The organism is Pseudoalteromonas sp. B160, assembly GCF_037162485.1.
Classification (GTDB): domain Bacteria; phylum Pseudomonadota; class Gammaproteobacteria; order Enterobacterales; family Alteromonadaceae; genus Pseudoalteromonas; species Pseudoalteromonas rhizosphaerae.
The window spans coordinates 3,353,977-3,380,442 of the sequence record NZ_JARLUX010000001.1 but is presented as its reverse complement, the minus strand read 5'-3'; the positions used below and the strand labels follow the sequence as shown (position 1 = coordinate 3,380,442).

General features: G+C 40.7%; 20 protein-coding genes and 6 pseudogenes. 13 read left to right on the top strand and 13 right to left on the bottom strand.

The window, feature by feature from the left end; translation table 11 throughout:
- Window positions 1-27: 27 nt before the first annotated feature.
- Complete coding sequence (locus P4S61_RS15840) at window positions 28-1,068, bottom strand: Leu/Phe/Val dehydrogenase (RefSeq protein ID WP_337118620.1); 1,041 nt, start codon at window positions 1,066-1,068, stop codon at window positions 28-30.
- 401 nt (window positions 1,069-1,469) lie between these two features.
- On the bottom strand, window positions 1,470-2,996 hold the full coding sequence (locus tag P4S61_RS15835) for a fumarate hydratase (protein WP_145241038.1): 1,527 nt from the start codon (window positions 2,994-2,996) through the stop codon (window positions 1,470-1,472).
- 165 nt (window positions 2,997-3,161) lie between these two features.
- Here P4S61_RS15835 and pabB point away from each other — a divergent pair.
- From pabB to P4S61_RS15820, 3 pseudogenes are all read left to right on the top strand, one after another.
- Window positions 3,162-4,505, top strand: a pseudogene (pabB, locus tag P4S61_RS15830) (aminodeoxychorismate synthase component I); the annotation flags it as partial.
- A gap of 9 nt (window positions 4,506-4,514) precedes the next feature.
- Window positions 4,515-5,109: pseudogene (locus tag P4S61_RS15825) on the top strand (NUDIX hydrolase).
- Between the two features lie 99 nt (window positions 5,110-5,208).
- Window positions 5,209-6,583: pseudogene (locus P4S61_RS15820) on the top strand (L-serine ammonia-lyase).
- 58 nt (window positions 6,584-6,641) lie between these two features.
- On the opposite strand, the gene cysB reads toward P4S61_RS15820, so the two are convergent.
- Complete coding sequence (gene cysB, locus P4S61_RS15815) at window positions 6,642-7,619, bottom strand: HTH-type transcriptional regulator CysB (protein WP_145241047.1); 978 nt, start codon at window positions 7,617-7,619, stop codon at window positions 6,642-6,644.
- Window positions 7,620-7,934: 315 nt separating this feature from the next.
- On the opposite strand from cysB, the pseudogene P4S61_RS15810 reads away from it, so the two are divergent.
- Window positions 7,935-8,691, top strand: a pseudogene (locus P4S61_RS15810) (hypothetical protein).
- Window positions 8,692-9,034: 343 nt separating this feature from the next.
- On the opposite strand, the gene P4S61_RS15805 reads toward P4S61_RS15810, so the two are convergent.
- Window positions 9,035-10,327 carry an NCS2 family permease gene (locus tag P4S61_RS15805; protein ID WP_145241051.1) on the bottom strand — a complete coding sequence of 431 codons (1,293 nt, stop codon included), beginning with the start codon at window positions 10,325-10,327 and terminating at the stop codon, window positions 9,035-9,037.
- Between the two features lie 127 nt (window positions 10,328-10,454).
- Between P4S61_RS15805 and P4S61_RS15800 the strand changes: the two genes are divergently transcribed.
- From P4S61_RS15800 to P4S61_RS15785, 4 genes are all read left to right on the top strand, one after another.
- Window positions 10,455-10,910 (top strand): sel1 repeat family protein, encoded by a 456-nt coding sequence (locus P4S61_RS15800; RefSeq protein WP_145241053.1) that lies wholly within the window; start codon window positions 10,455-10,457, stop codon window positions 10,908-10,910.
- Between the two features lie 224 nt (window positions 10,911-11,134).
- On the top strand, window positions 11,135-11,569 hold the full coding sequence (locus P4S61_RS15795; protein ID WP_145241055.1) for a SulA-like leucine-rich domain-containing protein: 435 nt from the start codon (window positions 11,135-11,137) through the stop codon (window positions 11,567-11,569).
- A gap of 40 nt (window positions 11,570-11,609) precedes the next feature.
- Complete coding sequence (locus P4S61_RS15790; protein WP_182732198.1) at window positions 11,610-12,089, top strand: YchJ family protein; 480 nt, start codon at window positions 11,610-11,612, stop codon at window positions 12,087-12,089.
- Window positions 12,090-12,964: 875 nt separating this feature from the next.
- Complete coding sequence (locus P4S61_RS15785) at window positions 12,965-14,935, top strand: pectate lyase family protein (protein WP_337118617.1); 1,971 nt, start codon at window positions 12,965-12,967, stop codon at window positions 14,933-14,935.
- Window positions 14,936-14,975: 40 nt separating this feature from the next.
- Here the strand turns inward: P4S61_RS15785 and P4S61_RS15780 are convergent, their stop codons facing one another.
- The 6 genes from P4S61_RS15780 to P4S61_RS15755 all read right to left on the bottom strand — a co-directional run bounded on the left by P4S61_RS15780 (window position 14,976) and on the right by P4S61_RS15755 (window position 17,842).
- Window positions 14,976-15,497 (bottom strand): YgjV family protein, encoded by a 522-nt coding sequence (locus P4S61_RS15780; RefSeq protein WP_182732200.1) that lies wholly within the window; start codon window positions 15,495-15,497, stop codon window positions 14,976-14,978.
- A gap of 74 nt (window positions 15,498-15,571) precedes the next feature.
- On the bottom strand, window positions 15,572-15,790 hold the full coding sequence (locus P4S61_RS15775) for a DUF6500 family protein (protein WP_145241061.1): 219 nt from the start codon (window positions 15,788-15,790) through the stop codon (window positions 15,572-15,574).
- 7 nt (window positions 15,791-15,797) lie between these two features.
- Window positions 15,798-16,238, bottom strand: coding sequence for a GNAT family N-acetyltransferase (locus tag P4S61_RS15770; RefSeq protein WP_337118616.1), 441 nt, complete (start codon window positions 16,236-16,238; stop codon window positions 15,798-15,800).
- A 37-nt stretch (window positions 16,239-16,275) separates the two neighbouring features.
- On the bottom strand, window positions 16,276-16,692 hold the full coding sequence (locus P4S61_RS15765) for a tetratricopeptide repeat protein (RefSeq protein ID WP_337118921.1): 417 nt from the start codon (window positions 16,690-16,692) through the stop codon (window positions 16,276-16,278).
- Between the two features lie 244 nt (window positions 16,693-16,936).
- Window positions 16,937-17,398, bottom strand: coding sequence for a DMT family transporter (locus P4S61_RS15760; protein WP_337118614.1), 462 nt, complete (start codon window positions 17,396-17,398; stop codon window positions 16,937-16,939).
- A 9-nt stretch (window positions 17,399-17,407) separates the two neighbouring features.
- A complete protein-coding gene (locus P4S61_RS15755; protein ID WP_337118613.1) occupies window positions 17,408-17,842 on the bottom strand; it encodes a DMT family transporter in 435 nt (144 codons plus the stop codon).
- A 94-nt stretch (window positions 17,843-17,936) separates the two neighbouring features.
- On the opposite strand from P4S61_RS15755, the gene P4S61_RS15750 reads away from it, so the two are divergent.
- Both P4S61_RS15750 and P4S61_RS15745 read left to right on the top strand, forming a co-directional pair.
- On the top strand, window positions 17,937-18,872 hold the full coding sequence (locus P4S61_RS15750; RefSeq protein ID WP_149982852.1) for a LysR family transcriptional regulator: 936 nt from the start codon (window positions 17,937-17,939) through the stop codon (window positions 18,870-18,872).
- A 199-nt stretch (window positions 18,873-19,071) separates the two neighbouring features.
- Window positions 19,072-19,908 carry an AraC family transcriptional regulator gene (locus tag P4S61_RS15745; protein ID WP_145241073.1) on the top strand — a complete coding sequence of 279 codons (837 nt, stop codon included), beginning with the start codon at window positions 19,072-19,074 and terminating at the stop codon, window positions 19,906-19,908.
- 10 nt (window positions 19,909-19,918) lie between these two features.
- Here the strand turns inward: P4S61_RS15745 and P4S61_RS15740 are convergent, their stop codons facing one another.
- Window positions 19,919-20,509 carry a LysE family translocator gene (locus P4S61_RS15740; protein ID WP_182732204.1) on the bottom strand — a complete coding sequence of 197 codons (591 nt, stop codon included), beginning with the start codon at window positions 20,507-20,509 and terminating at the stop codon, window positions 19,919-19,921.
- Between the two features lie 184 nt (window positions 20,510-20,693).
- Between P4S61_RS15740 and P4S61_RS15735 the strand changes: the two genes are divergently transcribed.
- Together P4S61_RS15735 and P4S61_RS15730 are read left to right on the top strand one after the other, a co-directional pair.
- Window positions 20,694-21,098, top strand: a complete 405-nt coding sequence (locus tag P4S61_RS15735) for a YkgJ family cysteine cluster protein (RefSeq protein WP_145241077.1) — start codon at window positions 20,694-20,696, stop codon at window positions 21,096-21,098.
- A gap of 329 nt (window positions 21,099-21,427) precedes the next feature.
- Window positions 21,428-22,944, top strand: a pseudogene (locus tag P4S61_RS15730) (DUF3360 family protein).
- 57 nt (window positions 22,945-23,001) lie between these two features.
- Here the strand turns inward: P4S61_RS15730 and P4S61_RS15725 are convergent.
- Window positions 23,002-23,874 (bottom strand): MYG1 family protein, encoded by an 873-nt coding sequence (locus P4S61_RS15725; RefSeq protein ID WP_182734948.1) that lies wholly within the window; start codon window positions 23,872-23,874, stop codon window positions 23,002-23,004.
- 334 nt (window positions 23,875-24,208) lie between these two features.
- Window positions 24,209-25,278 (bottom strand): annotated as a pseudogene (locus tag P4S61_RS15720) (mechanosensitive ion channel family protein).
- A 154-nt stretch (window positions 25,279-25,432) separates the two neighbouring features.
- Between P4S61_RS15720 and P4S61_RS15715 the strand changes: the two are divergent.
- Window positions 25,433-26,413 (top strand): YihY/virulence factor BrkB family protein, encoded by a 981-nt coding sequence (locus P4S61_RS15715; RefSeq protein ID WP_145241085.1) that lies wholly within the window; start codon window positions 25,433-25,435, stop codon window positions 26,411-26,413.
- Window positions 26,414-26,466: the final 53 nt, after the last annotated feature.

Here is a 26,466-nt window from a genome sequence, read left to right as displayed (position 1 = left end):
TGCAATTGCACGCCTATAACGCGTTTATTATAAACCGTTTTTGATGATCTCTTGTGCGAGTTCGTCTGCGATCAAATGCGTTGATTTTTGCTCTTTCTCACTTCGCGAAAAAATTTCAGTTAAGGTTTTGAAGATCCCCTCAACATGTTTATTTGATGCCTCAGCACTGTAACCTTCTGGCGCTGTTTCATAATAAACATTAATAATACCACCTGCGTTAATCACATAATCTGGTGCGTATAAAATACCTTTTTCACGAATGATCTCACCGTGACGAGACTCGGCTAATTGGTTATTTGCACAACCAGCAATAATTGTCGCTTTAATGCGTGGAATAGTCGCATCATTTACTGTTGCACCAAGTGCACACGGTGCATATACATCGACATCAAGGTCGTATATTTCATCAATGCCTACAGCAGTCGCTGCAAAATCATTCACGACTCGATCAATTGCCACTTGGTTGATATCAGTTACAAACAAGGCCGCACCCGCGTCATGCAAATGTTTACACAAGCCATAAGCAACAGCGCCTAAGCCTTGTACTGCCACTTTAATGCCACTCAAGTCTTGGTGACCACGTTGATGTTGTAACGCCGCTTTAATTCCTAAAAATGTGCCATACGCTGTAAATGGTGATGGGTTACCACTTTTACCTTCAAGGCCTAATACATAGTTAGTTTCTTTATTCATGATAGCCACATCATCACAGGTGATGTTTACATCTTCAACGGAATAGTAACTACCATTTAAGCGCTCTAATTGGCGACCAAATGCACGGAATAATTGTTCAGACTTAATTTCTTTGGCATTTCCAATGATCACAGATTTACCACCACCAAATGGTAAACGTGCTACCGCATTTTTGTAGGTCATACCCTTTGATAAACGAAGCGCATCGACAACAGCGTCGTCATCACTTGCGTAATCCCACATTCTGCAACCACCAACAGCAGGACCTAAATTAGTATTATGAACGGCAATAATTGCACGAAGGCCTGATTCTTTATCTGAACAAAAAACCACTTGTTCGTGGTTATCAAAATCAACTCGATTGAACACAGCCACTTTATCTTACTCCGAAATTTGTAACCCGTGAGAGGGTATGCACGCTGAAATTGCCGAGACTCTACCACTTCATATTACAGCTTGCCACTATATGAGATGATAAAACCTATCAATATCAGGCGCCGTAATGAACAAGCTAAATTATCGCAATTTTAAACATTTTAAATTCAAAAATAGTCACTTTTTAGAATAGTTAATTAACTTAACTAAAAATATAGCATGATAACGTTTACGTGAACGTCAATTTAAATATTATTGTAAAGTTTAAATTACAAGGCAATAAACAGCAACAAGAGAGTAATGATGGGTCTTTGCGGGAGGTTAGGTGGTTTACATCCAACTGGTCAGAGCTGATAAGCGGTATCTGAGAAAACTCAAATACCGCATAATAAAGCGAATACTTATTTTAATTTAGCGTCTAACTCTGCAATTTTAGCTTTCCAAATTGCTGGGCCTTGGGTATGCGCATTTGCGCCTTCACTATCCACTGCGACAGTGACTGGCATATCTTCTACTTCAAATTCATAGATAGCTTCCATACCTAAATCTTCAAATGCCACTACACGGGCTTTTTTGATTGCTTTAGATACTAAGTAAGCTGCTCCACCTACGGCCATCAAATACACAGATTTATTGTTTTTGATAGACTCAACTGTTGCAGGGCCACGTTCCGCTTTACCAATCATGCCAATAATGCCAGTTTTTTCTAGCATCATGTCAGTGAATTTATCCATCCGCGTTGCTGTTGTAGGACCCGCTGGGCCCACTGCTTCATCACGTACCGCGTCAACTGGGCCAACGTAGTAAATAAACTTATTATCAAAATCAACACCTGCAGGTAACCCTTCACCAGAATTGATCATATCTTGCAGACGTTTATGCGCTGCATCACGACCAGTTAATATAGTCCCTGACAGTAATACTGTTTCGCCCATTTTCCATTCATGCGTGTCTTCTTTAGTTAGCGTATTTAAGTCAACACGACGCGTGCCCTCACCCACTTCAAATGTGACTTCTGGCCAATCTTCAAGTTTTGGCGCTTTTAAGTTTGCAGGACCTGAACCATCTAATGTGAAATGTACATGGCGAGTCGCCGCACAATTAGGGATCATAACCACAGGTTTTGAGGCCGCATGAGTCGGTGCGGTTTTTATTTTCACATCAACCACTGTTGTTAAACCGCCAAGGCCTTGTGCGCCAATACCGAGCTTATTTGCGCGCTCAAATATTTCTAAACGAAGTTTCTCTTCGGTGGTTTCTGCGCCACGTTCCATAAGCTCATGGATATCAACTGGATCCATAAGTGATTCTTTTGCCATTACTGCGGCTTTTTCTGCCGTTCCGCCAATACCTATACCTAGCATGCCTGGTGGACACCAACCAGCGCCCATGGTCGGCAAGGTCTTTTCGACCCATTCAGCCACATCATCAGATGGATTAAGCATCACCATTTTACTTTTATTTTCAGAGCCGCCGCCTTTTGCTGCCACCATTACTTCAACATTGCCGCCTGCCACTAAATCAATGTGCACGACCGAAGGCGTATTATCTTTGGTGTTTTTACGGCTACCTGCAGGATCTGCAACAATAGATGCACGTAATGGATTATCTGGATTCAAATAAGCACGACGCGTCCCTTCGTCAACCATTTGCTGTACGGTTAAATCTGTTTTGTCCCACTTAACATCCATACCTACTTTCACAAAACAAGTAATAATACCTGTGTCTTGGCACAAAGGACGTTTGCCTTCTGCCGACATCCGCGAGTTAATTAAAATCTGCGCAATGGCATCTTTTGCCGCTTTACTTTGTTCTTTGTTATAGGCTTTTTCGAGCGCTTGAACAAAATCAAGTGGATGATAAAACGAAATATACTGCAATGCATCTTCAATGCTATCAATAAAGTCTTGCTGACGAATTGTACTCATAGGGGTTCCTTAAATTACCTTTACGTGAGAACACGTAAACTAGGCCAAACCAGTGACGGTGGTTTGTACAGCGCTTAGGCAACGTCACTAAACGCTGCCAAAAAATTATAACTTATGATACCCTCCTAGCCCGTTTCGAGCCAGTTCTTCAGGGTAAAAAAATAGATGATAAAGCAACAAAAAACCTGTATTCAATTAGACATTTCGCTCAACTGCCTAGAGGTTTTCGCCTATTTTGCCCATTTACCTTATGCCGTTCTGCTGGATTCAGCCAACAGCGACCATATAAATAGTCGTTACGATCTGATTGCTATTGCGCCAAAAATGCGCCTAGAAGTTAAAAATAACCACACGTTTATTGATGACAAGGCAACTGAACAAGATTGTTTTAGTATCATTAAAGCACAGCTAAATACTCTAGATAGCAGTAAAACTAAGCCTAACCTACCTTTTAGTGGCGGCTGGCTCGGGTATTTTGGTTACGACCTTGGCCGAGTCATTGAAAAACTTCCCAGCCAAGCTATCGATGATATCGATATGCCACAACTAGCTATTGGTCTCTATATGGATGCACTTATCTATGATAAAAAGCTGCACAGTTGGTTTTATGTCGCACAGCCTGATGTTGATAGATCAGCAATGTATCTACAGGAGTTAGCTCACGCCTCTCCAATTACCTCGCCATTTGAAATCACCCGAGGCTGGTCATCAAATATGAGCCGCGCACAATACAGCGCTAAGTTTGCAAGAATTCAGGGATATTTAAAAAGTGGCGATTGTTATCAAATTAACTTAGCACAGCGTTTTACAGCGCAGTATCAAGGCTCACCGTGGCATGCTTATTGTACTTTGCGCGAAGCTAACAAAGCACCATTTTCAAGTTTTATTAATCATCCTGATGGCGCTATTTTATCTATTTCCCCTGAGCGCTTTATTGCCATTAATGATAATCAGGTTGAAACCAAGCCAATCAAAGGAACGCTGCCACGGTGTCTTGATAAAAAAGAAGATGCGTTACAAGCAACTCGATTACAAAATTCAGCGAAAGATCGCGCTGAGAATGTGATGATTGTTGATTTACTGCGCAACGACTTAGGTAAAGTTGCCAAACCTGGTACCGTGCAAGTCCCGTCACTCTTTGCGATTGAGAGTTTTCCTGCAGTACACCACTTAGTCAGTACCGTGACAGCGCAGTTAGCTGACGATAAAACTGCGGTTGATCAGTTGTATGCTGCTTTTCCGGGAGGGTCAATCACCGGTGCACCCAAAATTCGTGCGATGGAAATCATTGAAGAATTAGAACCGCATCGGCGCAGTATTTACTGTGGTTCAATCGGTTATTTAAGCGCTTGTGGCAATATGGATACCAGTATTACCATCCGAACTTTAGTGTGTCACAAACAGCATATTTATTGTTGGGCTGGCGGCGGCATTGTTGCTGATTCACAAGTGGATTTGGAATACCAAGAAACTTACGATAAAGTAAATAAAATCTTACCTTTTATTGAAGTAACCTGTGTGAATAGCAAACAGCTTATGGCTCGTTTTCAGCTAACTGCGCCTGCCAATGAGTATATACAGCCAGCTGATAAGGAGACATTTTAAACAACGTCCTCAACGAGCCAGTGCCGTTATGTTACCGCTGATTGATGTAGATAACAGCGCGCACATATTACTATGCAAACGCCCAATGTTCTTAAATCACCATCCTGGGGAAATTTGCTTACCAGGCGGTAAGCATGAGTTGAGCGATGCAAACTTACGCCATACTGCACTGCGTGAACTAAGTGAAGAGCTAAATATCGCCCCATCAAATGTCACTGTCATCGGTCAATTAGGCGATTACTCTACTCTTACCGGCTTTACGATTACACCGTTTGTTGGTGTATTAGCCCCAGATACACATTGGCATGCAGACCAAAATGAAGTGGCCGCCAGTTTTTTGCTGCCCGTCAGCGCACTCGCTGATGTAAACAATTGGCAACCCTTACCTTTTCATCGCTTTGGCAAAACTATTACTTTACAAGGTTTTTCAACTCCTTACGGACTACTTTGGGGAGCCACTGCTAGCATTATAAAAAACTTTACAAAACAGCTTGCCATACCAGTTTAAATCTCTATTGCAAAGGGTTACAAGGGTACAATTACGCGTTATTATGTGCGACCGTTCAAAGGCAGCAATCGTGCTGAGTAAAAGTAGAGTAAAGTTATTATGATCAGTGCATTCGATATGTTTAGTATTGGCATTGGCCCGTCATCATCACACACCGTCGGCCCAATGCGCGCATCGCGTTTATTTGTTAACGAACTACAACAACAAAACTTGTTAACCGATGTCACCAGCATTAAAGTTGAGCTATATGGCTCATTGGGACAAACAGGTATCGGCCATGGCTCAGGCAAAGCAGTTATCCTCGGACTTGCGGGTTATGATCCGGAAACCATTGATGCCGATTTAGTAGACGATATTCTCGCTAAAATTGAAAATGAACAAGTGATCCACTTAAATCAAGTGCATCAAGCAAAGTTTCCAAAACAAGGAGCGATTGTATTCCACCGTCGTAAAACTTTGCCAAAACACTCAAATGCAATGGAGATCATTGCTTTTAAAGGCGACGAAAAACTCCATAGTAAAGTTTACTATTCAATTGGCGGCGGTTTTATTGTTACCGATGAAGAATTTGAAAACGAAAAACAAGCTGCGCTCACTGTCCGTGAAGAAAACCCAGCCCTTTCCATTTGGCAGTGCCAAAGAATTATTAGAAATGTGTAAGGAGTCAGGTTATAGCGTATCAAGCTTGATGATGAAAAATGAAAAAACCTTACGCACAGAAGATGAAATAAAAGATGAACTATTCAATATTTGGCAAGTAATGAAAGCCTGTATTGAACGCGGTATGCGCACCGAAGGAATTTTACCTGGTGGTTTGAAAGTAAAACGTCGCGCCCCTAGCCTGTACTTAAAGCTCAATATTGAAGTCAGCAATGACCCCCTTCGCGCAATGGACTGGGTGGATTTATTTGCCCTTGCTGTTAATGAAGAAAACGCTGCAGGTGGCCGTGTAGTTACAGCACCAACTAATGGCGCAGCAGGTATTTTACCTGCGGTATTAATGTACTACCACACATTCATTAAAGAAATAGACCGCGATATTGCAACTCGTTATTTATTAACTGCCGCCGCAATTGGCATCTTATATAAAAAGAATGCCTCAATTTCAGGTGCTGAAGTTGGTTGCCAAGGCGAAGTTGGCGTCGCATGTTCAATGGCTGCTGGTGCACTGACTGAAATTGTCGGTGGCAGTGTATTACAAGTAGAAAATGCCGCGGAAATTGGCATGGAGCATAACTTAGGGTTAACCTGCGATCCTGTCGGTGGATTAGTACAAGTGCCGTGCATTGAACGTAATGCTATGGGAGCTATCAAAGCAATTAATGCATCGCGTTTGGCTATTCGTGGTAGTGGCGAGCAAAAAGTATCATTGGATAAAGTTATTAAAACCATGCTTGATACTGGTAACGATATGAAAACTAAATATAAAGAAACCGCTCGCGGTGGCTTAGCTGTAAATATAATTGAGTGTTAGGTTTATAGTCATTAAAAAAGCCGCAATATGCGGCTTTTTTGTTTTCAACAGATTAAAGTCACTTAACCGGTAATTCTATATCTTCAAACAGCTTATCTACGTCATCTTGATTACGTAGTAAACTCGCTCGCTCAACCCGCTCTTTGGTCAGATGTGGTGCAAAACGCTCTATAAAGTCATACATATACGTACGTAAAAAGCTGCCTTTTCTAAAGCCAATTTTAGTGGTGCTGGCTTCAAATAAATGGCTGGCATCAATACACACTAAATCGGTATCTGCAATTTGATCAATCGCCATTGATGCTACAACACCCACACCTAAACCTAAGCGTACATAGGTTTTAATCACATCGGCGTCAGTTGCAGTAAATACAATGTGTGGTTCAAGTCCCTGCGCATTAAATGCTTTATCAAGTTCTGAACGGCCAGTAAAACCAAATACATAAGTAATAAGTGGATACTGGGCAATATCGGCAACGGTTAGCGACTCTGCTTTTTTAGCTAGTGGATGGTCTTTTGCCACCACAATACTGCGATTCCAGTGATAGCAAGGTAACATCACTAAATCAGAATATAAATGTAGTGCTTCAGTGGCAATTGCAAAATCAGCATCGCCACGAGCAGCAGCATCAGAAATTTGCTGCGGCGTACCTTGGTGCATGTGCAATGACACCGCAGGGTACTTTTTCATAAATCCTTGGATCACACTTGGCAGTGCATACCGTGCTTGGGTATGTGTGGTGGCAATATTCAACTTACCTTGATCAGGTAGTGTATGCTCATTTGCAACCGCTTTAATACCCTCTACTTTAGAAAGGATCTCACGGGAAATATTAATTATTTCAGTGCCCGCGCTGGTAACATGGGTTAAGTGTTTTCCACTTCGCCCAAAAATCTGCACGCCCAACTCATCTTCCAACATACGTACTTGCTTAGAAATACCTGGCTGTGAGGTAAACAAACTTTCAGCGGTTGCTGAAACATTAAGTTTATGATTTTGGACTTCGACGATGTATCTGAGTTGTTGTAATTTCATGGCTGCATTTTTTAGTGTAGTTATACTGCTTATTTATAAATGCTACATCGCGTCAAGCCAAGTTTTTTCTGATTAACAATAGAAAAAGGCTGTCTGGAATCGTATTTATAAGGTTATCTGCTTAGGCTAGCATAATCCCTCGCCTTGAGGTAGCCATCTTTTAAGCTGATGCTCAAAATGAAAAAATATCATACGCAGATAGTAATAAATGATGAGAAAGTGAATTCTTTTACATAAGCCGCGCAAAACTATCCTGTTAGCATATATTTAATGTAAGATTAAAATTATTAGTTTGTGAAATTTGAGACCTAAACCATGATCGTTTCTATTATTATTATGTTGATTGTTGCACTGATTGTCATTGCCCTCTGGGTCAGTGCGGTACAACAGCATAAAGAGAAACAAGAAACAGAACGCCGCAAAGACTTAACCAAACAAAAAAAATCATTGAAGAATCAGAAGACGTTCTATTAAATAGCGCAAACATCCCTATGTCAGAACATATTTTACGTATTCTACAACGGCGTATTCATGATGCTTTAGTCGCTATGGTGCAGCTATCACCCAATTCGAAAGAGTTAAAGAATCGCTTAAAGGAAGCAAAAGAACGTTTAGGAGACTCAATCGACACCACTAACTTAGAAAATTTAGTGTTACCCGATAACGACAAGCAATTAATAGCACTAATCCAAGGTATTAAGAAAGTACGCGCAGTACTTCGTTCAGAGCATGGCAAAGGGAAAGTAGACAGCCAAATTTTTATTGCTGAAGACAAGCGCTTAGAAAAACTCCAATTACGAATTAATATTGAAAGCCAGATTAAACGAGGTATCTCCGCACGCTCTGCGAATATGGTCGGTTCTGCACGCCAATACTTTGAAAAAGCCTACGCTACTGTATCTGCAGTCGCTTATAGCGATGACTATATAACCACTAAACGCCAAGAGCTCGAAGGTTATTTAGAAGCAATAAGCACAGAGCTTAAAGCATCTAATGCAACAGCACTGAAGAAAAAGCAGAGCAAGAACAAGACGATTTAGACGTACTTTTTGCACCAAAGAAAAAGTGGTAAACCACTTTTTCTTTGTATTAACTTAGGGTCTGTTGACCTTTGCGGATTAATATTTGTTCAAACTAGGGGCAATTTAATCGCGGCGCGAGGTTTGTAACCTAGTGGGCTAAGTAAAAACCGAGCAAAGCTTCCGCGTCCTGCTCACGCCCCTTACTTACATCCAAAGTAACAAAGAGTTAATTGCCCCTAGGCAGAACCCTTCGGGCAGCGCCTGTTTGGCATTGATGCTGCGTTATCACCTATTTATGGGGAATGACCACATCACATAGGTTCTGCCTTGCCTAAATACCAAACAGACTGCTGAAAATTCAACCTTGATAAGTCAACAGACCCTAGTAACTCACTAAGATAAAAACGCAAATTTGATCACAAACATCGCAGTCAATATCCACACACTGATGCTTACTTGTTCTCGTTTACCACACAATACTTTAACGACTGTATAAGAAATAAAGCCCAGTGCAATGCCATGAGCAATGGAGAATGTTAGCGGTGTCATCAGTAATACCACACTCACTGGAATGGCATCTGTCATATCATCCCAATTTACAAACTTAAGGTTTTGTAGCATTAGCACCGACACATATAAAATAGCTCCCGCAGTTGCATAAGCTGGCACCATTTTCGCCAAGGGTGCAAAAAACATCATCAATAAAAAGCACATTCCTACAACCACAGCTGTAAGTCCGGTTCTGCCACCCACAGATACTCCTGCAACTGACTCTATATATGAGGTTGTGGTCGAAGTGCCCAATACTGAACCGGCAATGGTTGCGGCGCTATCAGCACTTAATGCTCGTCCTAAACGAGGCATATTACCTTGTTCATCAGCAAGACCTGCTTTTTGAGTTACCGCAACTAAGGTGCCTGATGTATCAAATAAATCAACGAACAACAATGCAAAAATGACGCTAAGCATTGACAACTCAAACGCCGCTGAAAAATCAAGTTGCATAAAAGTAGGCGCAATTGAAGGAGGCATAGATATCACGCCTTGATACTCTACCAAACCCAGACTTAGCGCGATCACAGTTACTAATAAAATGCTGATCAAAACACCACTTTTAAAATCACGATAAAGTAGCGCTGCAATAACAAAAAAGCTAAAAATAGCCAACAATGGACCGGCAGCCGTTATATCACCCAGTTGCACTAATGTTGCAGGGCTGGCCACAATGATCCCGGCATTTTTAAGCGCAATTAACGCTAAGAACGCTCCAATTCCTGTTGCAATGGCTTGCTTTAACACCAATGGAATAGCATTAATTATCCACTCCCTGACTTTGAACAAACTCAGGAACAAGAAAATACAGCCCGACATAAACACAGCCCCTAATGCTGCTTGCCAGGTATAGCCCATGCCTAACACAACACCATAAGTAAAAAAGGCATTAAGCCCCATACCAGGAGCCAAAGCTAACGGATAATTTGCCCAAAAGCCCATGATAAAACAGCCAATAGCCGCAGCAATACAAGTTGCCACAAACGCAGCACCTTGATCCATACCAGCTTCAGCCAACATAGCAGGGTTGACAAACACAATATAAACCATAGTAATAAAGGTAGTGAGGCCGGCAATACATTCGCGGCGCACAGTCGAGTTGTGGTCGCTAATTTTAAATAACGCGTCGAGCATAAGTGAGTTTCATTTTAGATGACAATAATTGCGTGATTTTATCATATATTTCAAGAATAACAGGACAATTAACCTGATATTAGACTAAACTGAGCAGGTAAATGACAACAATAATATGTGTGGCACTATGACAGATACCTCGCCAATTGGCTTAGATTTAGAACAACAGTTAGAAAACGTATTATCGTTTATCACCCAACCGAGCAAAGCCCCACACAGTGCGGTTAAAGCTGATACTCCTGATAACACTGTTAATAAAGCCCTGTATTATTTAAAAAATGATCAACCTCCTCTCGCTGCTAAATGGATGCGCTTAGCTGCAATGTCAGGTAATCAGCGAGCCCAATTTTATCTAGGATTATTTTTTATCAAAGGCCAGGGCGTACCTACTAGTGTTTTTCATGGCGCAGTATGGCTAAGTTTAGCCAGTAGCCAAGGCTATGAGCCTGCAACAACCGCCTTAACTGATTTACGTAAACATCTAGCCACCCGCCGCTTTAAAGATGCCCAGTGTTATGCTGCAACACTGTATGAACAAATACACCAACAGCAGTTTGCTCACCTGATCCCCAACTCACCTTGAAAAGGGACTAATCTACCCTTTTCGTTAAAATCAATTGCCACCTCAATTTAAATAATTAATACATTGTTTTGTATAGTATTATTTAATTTTCTGCACATTTTCAAAGCTGATGGTATCAAATAAATTTAAAAATCGTTCAAAAAGATAGCAAAAAACACTTGCACACAAACACTGTATAAACTACTGTATATGAGTACTGTATAAACAACCAGTGAGTGAAACTTATGTTACAGCCAATTACCATCAGAACAGTTAAAAGCTATCAACAAGATAATTTAAGCGCATCAGTAAATTTGATTCAGATAGAAGATGAGATCTCTGCAACTTTTGAACTTCTAAAGGTGTTACACCATTACAATAATAAAAACGCATGGACGTTACTGATTGCACCGGATCACGTACCAAGTAAAGCTTTACTTGATTCATGTTCTATTGATACCAGTAAACTATTAGTGATTAGGCAAAAGCATCTGGTTAATTTAGAGTATGTACTAAATTCAGCACTACATAACGGTAACTTTGCAGCGGTGATCACCTGGACAGACATTGTGAAAGACAATCAAATAGCTAACCTGTCATTAAAGTTAGACCAAGCGAGTGCAAAACTATACTGTTTTACTAAAACCCAACAAGCTACAGAGATAGCATTAGCACAATAAGCTGTTAAAATGCCGTTTTTTAATAAAGCGTATTTTATTTATGACCTCACTCACTGACAGTCTTTGCTTATGTGGCAGCGAACAAAGCTATAGCGATTGCTGTGAAAAATTGCACTTAGGCAATATACAAGCAACAAGCCCAGAGCAACTAATGCGCTCTCGCTTTGTTGCTTATGCCTTAAAAAATGCTAAGTATATTTACCAAACTTATGCACAAAAAAAACAAGCAGCAAACCCAATCAAAGAAATTGCTGATTTTGCTAATAGTTGCCGCTTTATAAAATTAGCTGTGATCAGTGCAGACCAGCAAGAATACACTGGTTGTGTTGAATTTTGTGTTAGCTATTTTTATCAAAACTTGTTTTGCCAGCTGCATGAAAAATCAAGCTTCATAAAAGAAGATGGCCAGTGGCGTTATCTCGATGGTGAGATCTTCCCTGTTGCAGATATAAAAATTAGCCGCAATGATGAATGCCCGTGTGGTAGTGGTAAAAAATATAAAAAATGCCACAGCGTGTAACACTTTCTTAGAGTATAGTTTTTACCGTAAGTATTTATAAATAATCATAAATTCAAAAAACTCGCAAGCCAACGTGGTCTGTCTAAGTGCGATTAACTCTTTGTTGCTTAACCTAAATTTTGGTTCATGTGTTTTCTAACGCATTGATTTAAAGCACTAATATTACTTTTACTCTCCAGCCAAAATTTTCAGGGAAAATAAGGCGAATTTACGCGTCAATAGCATGCCTATTACAAATAAATTCAACGCAGTTAACATTGAAAAATAGCCGCTGGAGATAGATTTATTATCCGAAGCTCAGATTACTTCCGCCAGTAGAATAACGCGGTAGCAGTAGCGAGCCCACTAGGTTAAAAACCTCTTGTCACGATTAAATCACTCCTAGATTAAACAAATTTTAATTCTGAAAGGTCAACATACTCTAGTACTTCACAACAACACCTGTAAACAACTAACTCATCCATAAAGCATATCAATATTGCGTTAGAACCAGCCCCGTAACATGCAAATATCTAGTCATATCAAAAAACAATAAAGGAACAAATGTTAACTAAATTTCAAGTATCAAAAAACACTATAATAAAAACTAGAAAATAAATCGTTATTATTTTTATATTTTTTAAAATAATTAAAACAAAACCTAACCCATTAATTTTAATTAAATATATTTATTTAAAACGCATAAAAACAAAACTAAATGATGAAATTAAAACTAATCAATCAGTAATTAGCATTGCAGAAAGTCATTTTTAGCGCAATAATGCCACCGGTAGCACTGCGGTACAAGCATAAACAGGACTTGATTGTGTTAACATTTTTAACAATTAATTTATTTGATTGTTTTGATCTGAACATACAGTAATTAGGAACAACCAATGAATAAACGTACGTTATTTAAATATTCTTTGCATGCTTTGGCCATAACAACTGCTATATATGGAAACAGTGCACTTGCTAATGCGTCAGGCTTTGCCGCAACGAATGGTGGTACAACAGGTGGTGCTGGTGGCGATGTTGTTTATGCAACAACTGGAACCCAAATTCATCAGGCTTTATGTAACCGAGCATCAAGTGACACACCAATTATCATCCACGTTGAAGGCACCATAAATCATGGCAACACCAGTAAAGTATCTGGAGATAGTTGCAATACTGGGCCAGATCTAATTGAACTAAAAGAAATTAGTAATGTTTCTATTATCGGTGTTGGTAGCGGTGCTCTTTTTGACCAATTAGGCATCCATATTCGTTCATCTTCAAATATCATTATTCAAAATGTTCACGTTAGAAACGTCAAAAAATCAGGCTCCCCCACCTCCAACGGCGGTGATGCAATTGGCATGGAGTCAAACGTCAGAAATATTTGGGTCGATCACGTTACACTTGAGGCCAGTGGTGGCGAAAGTTCAGGATATGATGCTTTGTTCGATATGAAGAGTAATACCAAATACGTGACATTATCTTACAGTATTTTGCGCAACTCTGGACGGGGTGGTCTCGTTGGCTCAAGTGATAGTGACGATACTAACGGCCCTGTTACTTTTCATCACAATTACTATGAAAATATTAATTCTCGCACGCCTTTACTAAGACACGCGACAGCGCATGCTTACAACAACTACTACTATGGACTCGTGTCATCGGGCATGAATCCACGAATTGGCGGTAAAATGCGCGCCGAAAACAACTACTTTAAAAATTCCAAAGATCCACTCGGCACTTTTTATACAAATGACATGGGTTACTGGCAAGTCAGCGGCAACATTTGGGATAATATCGATTGGTCTGAACAAGAAAACAAGCTTCACCCAGCAGGCCCTAATCCAACCTCAACCACAACAATCAACATCCCTTATAACTATCAGCTTGATAATGCACAGTGTATACCCAACATCATTGCAGCAACGGCTGGCGCGAACAAAGGCTTGCAAACATCGAATGGCCAATGTGGCTCGACTACCCCAACTGATCCAACACCGGATCCAGATCCAATACCTGAGCCAACGCCATCAGGGGAAAATCTTGCTATTAGTGCCGGTGTTGATGGCAGTTCTAAAGCCAGTGGCTCGAGTTATGGCAATGTGAACGACGGCGATATGTCAACTTACTGGTCACCGTCAGCTACCACGGGCACGATCAATATTAAAAACCTTAACACCACCATAAATGCGATTAAAATAATTGAAACCCCAGCCAGTAAAGGAAGCATTACAGCTTGGTCTTTAGTGAACTACGATACAGGTGTAACACTTACTAACGGTGGTGCTGTGCCAAATGTAATCACTTTTTCTAACACTAACTTATCCAAAGTAAGTTTTGTGATTCATTCCGCCAATGGCGTACCGCAAATTGCAGAGTTTGAAATCTACAATGGTTATACCGACGGCAATAATGGCAACCCAACCAATACACAAGTCAATGGTACTTACCGCATTACCCCAAAACACAGTGGTGCATCATTAGATATTGCTAACTGTCAAAGTGAAGATGGGGCAAATGTTAGGCAGTGGTCTTGGCTTAATAATGATTGCCAAAAATTTAATATTTCAACAGTCGATGGGGTGTGGCATCGTATTTCACCTGTCAATGCTCCTTCTAAAGGGTTAGAGGTCTATACGCATTCAACTACAGCGGGTGAAAATATCAATATCTGGACATACACAGGGAGCTATAACCAGCAGTTTCGTTTGCAAAGTGCCGGCTCTGGTAAGTGGCGTATCATCAACCGAAATAGTGAGTTGTGCTTAGACGTCGCAGGTAGCAAAACTGCCGATGATGCTAATATTCTGCAATGGACATGTACCTCAGGAGCAGAAAATCAAATGTTTGAGTTAACCAGACAATAACTAACATTTACTGTGAAGGGCTTTGTTAAGCTCTTCATTATTAACCATGTTCAGTCAGCGCCTCACGGGTAAAGCGTTGTTTATGTAGTCTGTAGATAGTCGATATATTAATAACAATTACAGTCGCTTCCAATAACACGCCGCCAATAGATCCAACAATTATATTATTTGCCAACCATAGGCACGATCCTGCAAACAGCAAAACACGCATTTTGATGCCCGTTAAGCAAAATAGTGCAAAACAACCCAAACAAGCGGCAACAATCGCAAGGTAATCCGTCCATTGCTGGGCTGTTAGATAACCGATAACCACGGTTAAAATAATAAAAATGGCTGCTATCCACACCGATTTTACCCGCATTGATACGGCTGTACGCCCCGCTGAAAATAAACAGCACAATGATGAAGTGATAGCATTGAGTAAATAAAAGTGCAGTGCATGATTTAGATTCATCACCACCATCATTATTTTTAAACGACGATCATCCTTTTGATAAAAGCACACCAATGCTAAAACAAAGCTGAGTAAACCAAACCCTTGGGCAATCCAACTATCAACCACCAGCACTACACCTCACTAAAATAAATATCTCAACCGCTATTGTGGTTAATATACAATCAAACATCTACACGCTATTACAGATTATTTTCAATCATGGTTTTAATGATCCGCGCTTTAACAAAGTGATCTAATTGGTGGGTTTGTATCCACCATGTCGCAGCTTCCATAAGTAATTCTGGATCATCATTTTTGTTGGCAAAAAAAGCATAAAACGACAGCCCAACATTATCTCCCTTCGCCGCTATTTTTTTGTCGCAAACTTGAATGATCTTAGTCCTTAATTCGTCGCGCATTACGGCGTTACCTCACTTCACTTTTTAAACTGCATTGCATTTCAATAAGTTGGTGTTCGCCAACTATTTCAACATCTTTAATATATTTAAAACCATAACTTTCGTAATAGCCTTGCAAATAGGCATGTGCATGAATTTCAATGATCTCAAGGCCAATTTTACTAGCATGTGATAACAAGGCATTAATAACCAATTTAGCAATGCCGGATCCTCGGTATTGCTTTAACACTGCAATCCTTGCCATAACGCCACACCGTCGATTACGTTTCACTAACCGCGCAGTAGCGACTAAAGCACCGCCATCTGTTACCACCACATGCACAGCTCGTTCGTCGAAACCGTCTAAATCTAACTGCTTAGGAATACTTTGTTCGATCACAAATACCTGGTGGCGAATAGCATGCGCTTGCGCAATCAGTTCAGGGCTAGTGCCTAGCGTAACATCCATTTATTGTGACCTCTTAAACATAATCAACGAGCTAATTTTACTGTAATTGTTGTAGTAGCTGAGCTATTTCAGCCTTCAGCGCTTTATCAGGAATTTTATTTGCGCTAACCTGCGCAGCTTGTAAACTTACGATAGCAGCTTCGGTTTGCCCTAGTTCAACATGCATAGTTGCCATCGCATAACCAATTGACGACATATAATCTTTCGCATTGATGGCGTTAGCTTTAGCTAATGCTTTTTCATAGACCAACAACGCATCGGCAAACTCATCGGTAAAATCAGCGAGCGTTTCCCACTGTACAGGATGATCTTTCTCAGTATTTTCATGCTCAATACACAGTGCTTTTAGCTGCCCATAGAGTGAATCGAACGTAACTTGATCTTGCTGCTGTGCAGCATTCATTAGCTCACCGGCTAAGTTCAATACTGATTTATACAGTTTTGTATTCATTATTCTTTCATTACCTTTTGTTAGAAATTACAGCCAAATTAACTATCTTGCATGGCTAAGAACAACAACTCAAAGCGAAACGAAAGAAAATACAAGGCCGAGAGCGTACTATTCTAATACACTCGAGACTAAAATGATTCATTCTAAAGCGTATCAAGCCTAAGGCGGGGAAAAAATCTCAGCTCAAATCAGGTGATAACCCCCTGTTACAAGTTATCACCTCAGCCAAATTTTTATTGTTTCAAGGCTAACTCTCAGTTTTTGCTGTATCTTTACCACTTGCATGAATAAAATACAGCGCAATACCCAAACATATTACAGCGCCAATACGACTTGGCGAAAAAGCAATCACATCGTTACCAAGCCAACCAAAATTATCAATTAACATACTCATAAATAATTGACCGAATATTACCGCAACCGTTGCGACTGCGGTGCCAATTCGCTGCACAGCAAACACCATTATCACGATATAGGGTACTCCACACATTGCCCCTAATAATTGCCACTTTGGCACATCCAACAGGGTTAGCGCATGCCTAGGTTCAAAATAAAAGATAAGTAACACGGTGATCAACGCCCCCACCGAAAAGGTTAAAAATGCGCAGCGAAAAACACCTACTTTACTTCCTAATTGGCCATTAATGGCAGCCTGAATACTCAAGGTTGCACCACCAATCACCGCCAGAATTATCATAATTATAGTCATTAGCGTCCCCTAACCTTGTGCCATCAGAATTAATGCAATGACAATAAAAAATAGTGCCATAAGCCGTTTACGGTCAATCTGGCGATGTTGACTACCAAATAAACCACAATGATCTATCAGCAAACTTTTCGCTATTTGTCCCATCAAGATACTGATCATCGTCATAGCAATACCTATCACAGGTGCTGTGAACGTCAATATAACGACATAAACAGGCCCCAACACGCCACCTAACAATGTCCATGATGGTTGTTTGAAAAAAGATGGGCTATTGCGAGGACTAAAAAATAGCATCAACATAAAGGTAAGAGCAGCACCAACACCAAACACACTAAATGTGGCCCATAATTCTCCAACCTCACCACCTAAAGGGCCCAATAAGCCTGCTTCTACAGACAGCCCCATTCCTCCCATAACGACAATTAAAATCAAAATAAACTGCATGCAAATCTCCTATTAATAAGGAATAAATAATAACCTAGAGCTTTAACGCGAAAAATGGGATTATATAAGAAACACTTTTGCAGGATTTGCACAAATGAATGATTTCAGTTCGATCAATATCAGAGCGTTAAAATTTTTTATCGCCGTGTATAAATGTAAAAGCTTTTCTGTTGTTGCTCGACATGAAAATGTATCGCCTTCTATGGTCTCTAGAGTAATTTTGCAACTTGAAGATGCCCTTGGTCAGCAACTTTTTTACCGTAACACAAGAGCAATAATGCCAACCGAAGCGGGCCGAATTTTTCATGATTATGCGCGCTCAATGACCGAGCAACTCAACGAAGTACGTAACGAGCTGCAAGATAGAGCAACTCAACCCAAAGGGTTAATAAGAATTAATGCGCCGGTTTTTTTCGGACAAAAACACATAGCGCCTTGGCTTGGTGAGTTTTTAAATCGCTATCCGAAAATTCAAGTAGAGTTGACTCAAACCGATGATTTTATCGATCCGCATATTGATGCCGCTGACGTGATTTTTCGTATCGGATCTCTTGCAGATTCATCGTTACATGCTAAAACATTAGGACTGCAAACTTATCATTTAGCCGCATCCCCTGCTTATCTGAAAAAATATGGCACACCAAAAGTACCGGCTGATCTTAGTCAGCATCAGGGCTTAATTTATAGCGGTTCATCGGGGCAAAATCGTTGGTTATTCAAAATTAATTCGTCATGGCAGCAGCAAAGTGTAATACCGACTTTAGTATCTAACAACGCTGAAACGCTGTTTATCGGGGCTTTGAACGACATGGGAATTGTATTATTCCCTGATTGGTTAATTGGTGAAAGCTTAAAAACAGGCGCTCTTGTTTCACTCTTAAGTGAATTTGCGCCAACAATAAAAACAGGACCACAAAACATTACTGCAATTTACCCTAATACACGACAACCACCGTTAAATGTTCGAGTATGTATTGATTACTTTAGTGAAGTTTATGGCAACCCGCCGTACTGGAAATACCAAAATTAAGTATCTGCGTTATGCTCTAACGGGTGCAAACAGACCAATAGTGATACCTAAAAAAACACACCCGCTCAGCACACAATTGCATGTAGCTAAGTGACGCAGTTACTCACTGATTTTTTGGTGAATAATTTAGTCTGAGGGTAGATTTATACACTACAACTAGGGGTATACTGGAAATAGGTTTTCAATTGTGGAAAATAGTATGCTCCCAACAACACACCCTATTTTTTGGCGCGACCCCGAGTTACCATTTGTAGAGCTGCGCCAAGTATTAGATGGCCGCAAAGTCACTTATGCTCCCCACTCCCACCAGCAATGGTCAATTGGCGCAATTTTAGCGGGGCAAAGTGAATTCATTTGTGAAGATCGTCTACATCAAGTAACACATGGTAATTTAGTATTAATGAACCCTGATGAAGTCCACGCCTGTAATCCAAAGCAAAACTCAGTGTGGGCTTATTACATGATGCATATAGATAAAAATTGGTTAGCAGCGTTATTGTTCGAGTCTGGCGTCACAAAGCAACAAAACTGGCAAGGAAGTCGCTTGGATACAGTGCTACTACCACAGCTTTATCAGGACTTTGTTATCTTGTGCCAAAACCTAATGACAAATACGTTTACCGCAGCACAAAAGCGCACGTTGCTAAGTAGTTACTTCGTGCAATTATTTACGTACCTTGATTGCGTTGAGCCATTACACGAGCAAACGTTATTACCTGCAAATAAGCTATATCAAGTAGCGAACTACCTGAATGAGCACTGTTTTGAAGACCAATCAATTAACGCAATCAGTAAACTTTTTGGCTTTAGCAGCAGTTATTTAGTGCGCGCTTTTAAACGTCATTTTAATATGACTCCGCACGCTTATCGGTTAAATCGTCGTATTCAATTAGGTCAGCAAGCACTAAAACAAGGCCAGCCAATAGCAAGTATCGCTCACAGTGCAGGCTTTAGTGATCAAGCGCATTTTCAGCGGGTCTTTAAACAACGCGTAGCGGCAACTCCCGAGCAATATCGCCGTACTTTATCACTGTAAATTAAAACCACTAAATCAATAATAAAAAGCAGCTGCCAGCCAGTAATAGTGCAAGAATTTTATTCATCACTCGCATTTTAGCTGGGCTTTGAAAATGCTGCCCGAGCCGTATACCTAGCCAAACCCAACAGCCAAGTGATAACCAACAAATAGGTAAATATAAACTTGCAAAAGTAACCAGTTCAAATCCTTGCGCCCCTGGACTATATGCTGCAATGCCTGATAAAGAAGCCAACCACGCTTTAGGGTTAAGCCATTGCATGATCACACCTGTCATAAAGGTAGGGGCATTTTGCTTAGCGTCAGCTGTGAGGCCGCCATCATCGATAAATAATTGATAACTGAGATAAAGTAAAAAAGCGATACCGAGCCACTGTAATACACCAGTGATCCAGGCTAATTGCGCAATGAGATAATGCAAACTAAAACCAATAAACAAAAATAATGCAATGAAACCAAAGGTAGCACCAGTCACAAATATTAAGCCTCTTTTTGCCCCATATCGCGCACTACTACTTAACGAAACAAGGTTAACTGGCCCGGGTGATATAGACGCCGCCAAGGCAAATAGTGCCATTGAGATGATCACTGATAAAGTCATAACGTATACTTAGGTTATTTAAAGTGGCGTTTATTATCTGTTGTTGCAATAAGCCATGTATTGAACAAAATTGACCTTGTTGTAAATAAAATAGCATCTGACAAATTACCCCTGCAAAAACACAGCTGCACTAAAAACAATCGGTGATACACTAGAATTAGTCCATCTTACAAATTAGCGAACCATGAAAGAATGTAATCAATGTGGTAAATGCTGTATTAAATACGGTGGTGGCGATCTGAGCGCCACGCAAGAAGAGATTGATCTATGGGAGATATTTAACCCCGAAATCTTTGAGTTCGTTAAAAATAACCAAATATGGCACGACCCACAATCGGGAGTAAAACTAAGCCAATGCCCTTTTCTTGAAATAGCACCAAAAATAAATCCCCTCGCCGCAAATAAATATACCTGCAGTATTTATTTAGACCGCCCTGAAGATTGCCGCCACTATCCTAGCCTTATCACCGAAATGGTAAGAGACGAATGCGAAATGATTGAAGTAATCGATTTAGATAACTATAAAAAAGCACAAAGAAAACTTGATCTATTAATGCAAGACAGTCGCCCTGGCGGCTATACAGAATAAAACAGAGCTTAGCTTTGAGTGAGCTCCTAGCCATTAGACTAAAGACTTAGCACCCAGTAATTCATTAATGCGTGCCGTATAACTGGCTTTTTTAAAGCAATAAACAACAAATATGAAAATAAGGTATTGATTATTAACAATAGAAATTAACTTTTGAATATTTTCTTCTCTGCTGGCTATACCTGCGCCAAGCTACTTTAATCCGTCATGCTCGACCTTTGCCTAATCGTAATTGATAAACCTCTACTTTATTCTATCGATTCAATATTCATTGCTTTATACAAGCTGTTTTTTTATTTTGAGTTAGCAACAATGTTGCAGGAGAATTCATGACAACCACGCCAAAAGATGACACGTCATCCCAAGCTGAGCAGGTAAGCGATACTCAAACCGTTTCCGATAGCTATAAAAATCTTCATAAACCAAGCTCTGAGTTTGCCAGTCGAGACGATTATCTCGAGCATGAACTGCAAATTATGCAGCCAAAGCGCTGGCGTCCTAACTTGCCTTTTCGGGATTACCGCTTCGAATTTGAAGACACAATTCCCGCGATGGCAGGGACAATTGGTAAAGTTGTTATGGTAGGCGCTATTGCCGCCACCTTTGCCGCACCGCTTGGTTTAAGTGACGCCTTTGTGTTAGAAAACGTACGCTATGAGTTACTCATAGTGGCTATTTTTATCATCTTGTTTTCAGGTTTTATTTTACCCACTGCTAACTTAGCGGGAACCCACGGACCACTCATTCCATTAATTCCCATTGTTGTTGCGGCAGGCGGACACCCAATGGCATTCGGGCTACTCATTGGCGCCTTAGGGTTACTGCTTGCCATCAGTAAAGGCGGCAGTTTGTTGGCACGACTAACCAGTAAAGGGGTGTGCGGCGGATTATTACTTTACTTAGGATTCATAGGCACTATATCGCAAGTAAAGAAACTGTTTGCATGGGCTGAACAAATTCAAATGACCCACATTGCCTTCATCGTTATTTTGGCCACTATTTTACTGTACGCGCTACTCGAACATTTTAAAAAACGTTGGTTAGCTGTGCCGCTCAGCTGCCTTATTGGTGGTTTAACGGCCTTTGCCTTAGGTGCGCCGTTTGAATTTAAAACCGCCCCGGGTTACCAAATATGAACCCTATGTATTGGTGGGGTGAAAACACCGGTTGGATGTTAGGTTTGCCGACTCTTGAAAGCTTTGTAGTCGTATTGCCCTTTGCCATACTGGCAGTGGCCATGTGGTCGCCAGACTTTTTAGGCCATCAAGTATTCCAAAAGATCAGCTACCCAAAACGTACTGAAAAAGTGCAAATGAACATTGACGATACTATGCTCAGTGCATCAGTTAGGCAAACCTTTGGCTCTATTTTAGGTGGGTCTAACTTCACCTCATCATGGGGCACGTATATTGTGCCTGCCGCGATTGCTAAGCGCCCTATTCCAGCGGGTGCAATTTTAACCGCACTTTTTTGTGTAATTGCAGGTATATGGGGTTATCCAATGGATCTCGCCATTTGGCAACCGGTACTGTGTGTAGCGTTAATAGTGGGTGTATTTATCCCACTGCTTGAGGCGGGTATGGAAATGACTCGCGAAGGTAAAACCACGCAATCAGCAGCTATTGTGGTATTTGCTTCAACGTTAGTAAACCCAGCGTTTGGCTGGTCACTGACCATGCTGCTCGATAACTTAGGCTTAATTGGCTGTAAAGAGCGCAGCTCTGAGCTGACCCATATGAGTCGCTGGATCATTCCGCTGTTTATGTTTGTATTATTGACCAGTGTTATGGCCATGGTGGGCATGCTGCCAGGTATTCCAGCGTTGCTAGAAAACTTTAGGCACTAATACAAAAAGGGGGAAGCCAGTACAGCGCTCCCCCTTTTTAATAACCGTGACTTCGTTTTATTCGTCTTGCAACGCCATAGCAGCAAGTTTCATGGTACTTGCAAATGATTCTGCGCCTGCGATAAACAAGCCATTGTGGCAAAACATTGCGTCATCAATGCCCGTTTGCGCTTGAAATGCAGCATCTGATAAACCAGCCCATGCTTTTGGTAGTGACTTTCTGTCTTCAAATGAACCCGGTTCAACAGGCACCGTTTGCAAAATCCATTTGCCTGAATGCGATGGATAAACCATGTATAACGCTTCTTGCGATAAAGCATGCACGGTTTTTTTCCACGGCGTGTATTGCTCTAATACAATCACTCTTGCATCATCTGCGTTATCAATCGCTTTAGCGACGATTGCTTTAGCATTAATGCCGCCACTGGCTGCTGCAATAAAACGTGTTAAAACACGCGATGCAAATTCAACCGCCTCATCAAAACAACGATCAAAGTCACTTTCCTCTTGCCATGTTGGGTTAAACATTGAAATTGTTTGGCTAAGACTAATCCCTTTCGATACACCTTCAACATGACCGCAATCAATCGCATCAATGGTCGATACCAAACCAGCATCAACTGCATTCGCAACATCTTGGTCACCCTGACACAGCTCTAAACCATATTTTTGCCAAATTAAACCAAATGATGAGTATGGGATGCCATTTTCACGCTCACCGGCACCGCCACGTTGGTGATGATCAAAACGTCCAGCAGCTGGGTCATATTCGCCGCCAACATCAATCACTATGTCAGCTTGCGCGATTAATTCTAAATCACGGGTACGTATAAGTTTAAAAGTAGGAAGAATATGCCTAAGTGCGGCGATACTAAACACATCATCCGCATGAAAATTACCGTTATGAGTTGCTACTGTTATATCATTCATTTATTTAATATCATTTTAGAAAGGAGTAAGAAGACGGCGAAATTTAAACTGATCCGTTAGCACAAAATAGATAAGTCAAAATTACAAGCACAACAGTATACGCTATCGGCGAGCAGCCCACAAAAACAGTGAACCACTTTGTGGTAATTAATCGTCTAGAGGAAGATAAGCGACAGTAATAACAAAGCAACAGTAGATTGATGGTAAAAACATAACCAATCCATACATGAACTGTCTTCAGTAAAACTTTCTCCTCGAGCGATACCTCAGTCTTTGCTAAATAAAATTGCCGAACCCACGGCCATTAAACTAAGTATATTATTTAAAGAGCAAGTTAAATAATATTGTTGCCTTGCTCAGGATCGCGAGAGCGCTCAGCTTGTTCACGAATTTCATCAGCATCACTGCTCACATCATCAATACCAGCATCCAGATGCGCAATCGGTTTGACTTTTTGATCTTGCGTAGTGGGTTGTTCCGGAGTCTTTTGTGCTTGCTCACTTGGTGCATTTAAAATAATCCGTTCACGAGCATCATCAGGCATACTAATACCATGCGCGTTAAAGCTATTAACCATTTCACGCATCAATTGCGACGCTACCTTAACCGGGCTGTTTTGCTCACTATTAACCCAAAAGTAAATACTGAGATTGATAGTGGCTGAGCCTAATTCATCAAGTAACACCTGTGGGGCCGGATCTTTTAGCACAGCAGCTTGTTTATCCATTAAACTCAGCGCTAACTGCTGAGTGTTACGTATATCGTTATCGTAACCTATGCCTATTTTATAGTGACCGCGCATTTTCGGATTAGCAGTAAGGTTTTTAATCACATTTTTATAAACAGTCGCATTAGGTATTTGAATATGATTACCATCAAAATCAACTAATGTGGTCGCCCGCGCAGTGACCTTTTTACTACCCCTAAGCAGCCATCGACTTCAATAACATCATCAATACGAAAAGGACGTTGCACACTTAATAGCATGCTCGATATAAAGTTCTCTGCAATATCACGAAATGCAAAACCTAAGATTAGCCCGACTAATCCAGTACCGCTCATTATCGCCACGGCAAATTCACTTAAGCCTGCTAAGCGTAAAAATAAATAAACTCCAAACAAAATGATCACAGTACTAATAAAGCGACGAGCAACAACATGCAATAACCGCCTTTCACTTACATAGCCAATAGGTTTCACTAATAAATAAGACACAGGCTTTGCTAAAAAATAGCACACGATTATTGCTGCTATACCTAAAGTGAGAGCGGGTAACATTTGCCAAGCACTTTGTAAAAAATGCGCAATTTGTGAGTTTATACCTTGCCAAGATACTGGCGCTAAAGGATCCGCGTTGGTACTCGTTGTTTGTATTTTTAATGCGCTAATAATTTGATTATTAATACTATTCATTATTTCCATATGTAACTCATGCGCTCTTTATTGATGAAACCATTAATTCTGTAGAAGCAAATTAAACGCCAACTTAAGCTGGCAAGCACCTTGCACCCTAACTTCTAATAAATAGTGACTAATAACCATCAGCAAGGAATAAAATATGGCACATAAACCACGTGGCTACACAGCAGATAAACCAACCGAGATCCCCTTGCTGGGCTGGTGGGATATCAGCAAGCGGGTATATCAAAGTATGTCGCAAGATAACTTATCCTTTGTTGCCGCTGGTGTCGCCTTTTACGCATTACTCGCTATTTTTCCAGCACTGGCAGCCTGTGTTTCGCTGTATGCTTATTTCGCCTCTACGGCGGATGTTAGTGAACAGATTAGTAAGTTTATTACTTTATTGCCACCAAGCAGCCGAGAAATCGTTCTACAACAGGTATCTGAAGTTACCCAACAATCACAAAAAGTGTTAAGTGTTAGTGCAATAAGCACGTTGTTATTAACCACATGGAGTAGCAGTAAGGGCTGCCAAGCACTGATCACAGCCTGCAATATTACCTACCATGAGCAAACCAAAAGGCAGTTTTTCAAAGCGCTTTTAGTACGCTTTCTATTCTCTATTGGCGCTATATTGGTCGCAGTAATCGCATTATTAATCATTGGTATATTGCCTATCGCACTCAATATTGTTGGTCTAGAAAACAGTATCGATACGGTGATCAAATTACTCACTTGGCTATTACTAGCAGCGACTTTTCATTTTGCTTTAGCTTTTGTATATCGTTATGCACCCCATAGAAAAGCGGCAAAGTGGCGTTGGGTTACAACTGGTTCAGTAATGGCGACAGGACTTTGGATCATCGCATCATTAGGGTTTTCATATTATGTGTCACAGTTTGCTTCATACAATGAAACGTATGGTTCGTTAGGCGGGGTCGTGATCATGTTGATGTGGTTGTATATCAGCGCCTATATTATTATTTTTGGCGCTGCGATTAATGCCAGCACCGAACAACAAACCATGGTTGATAGCACCGTAGGACCTGCACATCAGTCTGGCAATCGCGGGGCTTTTGTAGCGGATAACCTAACGAAAAAACAAAAATCAGAACGTTCTGTTAAAACGAATGAATAGTGCTATTTTTACCCATGGTTGTTTAATTTTATTGTGTTTAAATAATACCATAC